Genomic DNA, 1,984 nt, shown 5'->3' with positions numbered 1-1,984 from the left:
CGGGCGTGCCCACCCGGCCCGCGCTGCTCGGCTCGGTGGTCGGGGTGCTGGGGGTACTGGCGGCGTTCACCTTCCACGCCGGGGTCACCGACGCCGGGTCGCACCCCGAGCGGTTCGGACAGACCCACCAGGCGGAGATCTTCCTCGGCGGCGGCGACGGCACGGCCGCCGACCCGTCGGCGGCGCTCGCCGCGCTCGCGGCCCTGCGCGCCGACCCGAGGGTCACCGGGGTGACCGACGACCGGACGGCCGTCGCGGAGACCGGCGAGACCCGGGTGGCCCTGCACACGAAGGGCGACCTGCCGCTGGTCCTGCTGTCCGGACGCCCGCCCGCCACGCCCGGCGAGATCGCGCTCGCCCTGAGCACCGCCCGGGACCTCGGAGTCGGCGTCGGAGACGAGATCCCGCTGGCCGGTGAGCCCGGCACGGCCACGTTCACGGTGACCGGTGTCGGCTTCACCACGATCGGCCGGCACAACCCCTACGACCGGGGCGGCACGGTCACCTCCGAGGGGTTCACCCGCCTGTTCGGCACGGGCTACAAGTTCCGCTCGATCCTCGTCGGGCTGCGCCCCGGCGTCGACCCGGCCACGCTCGGCACCGGGGACCTGCCGGCCTGGCCCGCCGGGCCCCCGGTCGAGGTCGCCGAGCTCAACGAGCTGGCCGTCCTGCCGGTCGCGCTGGCCGCCTTCCTGGCCCTGCTGGCGGTCGGCGCCGTCGGGCACGTGCTGGCCACCGCCGTCCGCCGCCGGACCCACGAGGTGGCGGTGCTGCGGGCCCTCGGGCTGACCCCCCGCCAGGCGCGCCGGATCGTGGTCACCCAGGCCGGGGTGCTGGCCCTGGTCGGGCTGGCCTTCGGGGTGCCGCTCGGGATCGCGCTCGGCCGGACGCTGTGGCGGCTGGTGACCGACCTGTGGCCGATCCACCACCACCCGCCGGTGGCGGTCTGGGCGCTGGCGCTGGCCGCGCCGGTCGCGCTGCTGATCGCGGCCCTGCTGGCCGTGTGGCCGGGCCGGGCCCTGTCCCGGCTGCGGGTCGCCCACGTCCTGAGGGCCGAGTGATGACGGGGCTCTGGGTGCGGCTGGAGCTGCGCAACCGGGCGCGGTCGCTGACGACGCTGGCGGTGCTGGTGGCGCTGGCCGTGACGACCGTGCTGACCGCCCTGGCCGGGGCCCGGCGGGCCGATTCGGCCGTCGACCGGCTGAGGGCGGCGTCGGTCCCGGCGACGCACAACGTGCTGGCGAACATCCCCGGGCTCGACTGGGCGAAGGTCCGGGCGCTGCCACAGGTCGAGGCGCTGGGGGCCTACCTGATCACCTCCATCGAGGTCCGGGGGCGCGGGCTCGGCTGGTTCCCGGCGGCCGACGACCAGTTCGGCCTGACGGTCGAACGGCCCGTCGTGCTGGCGGGCCGCATGTGGGATCCGGCCGCCGCCGACGAGGTGGTCGTCACGGCCGCGACCGGCCACCGGCCGGGTGACGCCCTCGACGTGCGGCTCTTCGACCCCCGGCAGTTCGCCTCGGGCGACTGGTGGGCGGCGAAGGGGCCGGTGGTGACCGTCCGGGTGGTGGGGGTGGTCCGGTCGACGTGGTTCCGCGACGAGGTCGACCACCCGGGCTACGTGTTCCCTGGGCCCGGTTTCCTGGCGGCCCATCGGGCCAACCTGGAGCAGCCCGGCGTCTCCTACGCCAACGCGCTGGTCCGGCTGAAGGGCGACCTGGCCGGGTTCCAGGAGGGGCTGGCCCGGATCACCGGGCGGCACGACCTCGACCTGTGGGAGATGTCCTCGCGGATCTCCGACCGCGACCGCGAGGTGGCCCGGTTCGGCGCGGTGGTGCTGCTGGCGTTCGGGCTGGCCGCGCTGGCGGCGGCGCTGGTGCTGGTGGGCCAGTCGGTGAGCCGCTACGTCGCGGCCGGGGCGGCGGCGCTGCGCCCGCTGCGCGCGGCCGGGCTGTCGTCCCGCCAGGCGGCGGTGACCGCCTCG

Annotated in this window: 2 protein-coding genes; both read left to right on the top strand. The window is 76.9% G+C overall.

The annotated features are described in order from the left end of the window. Positions 1-1,061, top strand: a 1,061-nt coding sequence (locus FDA94_RS38855) for an ABC transporter permease (protein WP_137252009.1), incomplete at its 5' end; no start/stop codon positions are given. Then, a partial coding sequence (locus FDA94_RS38850) for a hypothetical protein (RefSeq protein WP_212735713.1) occupies positions 1,061-1,984 on the top strand: 924 nt, incomplete at its 3' end. The genes FDA94_RS38855 and FDA94_RS38850, both read left to right, overlap by 1 nt.

It is taken from the genome of Herbidospora galbida (assembly GCF_005233835.1).
GTDB lineage: Bacteria > Actinomycetota > Actinomycetes > Streptosporangiales > Streptosporangiaceae > Herbidospora > Herbidospora galbida.
Note: the sequence above shows the minus strand (reverse complement) of the source record. Positions and strands in the feature narration are given on the sequence as shown.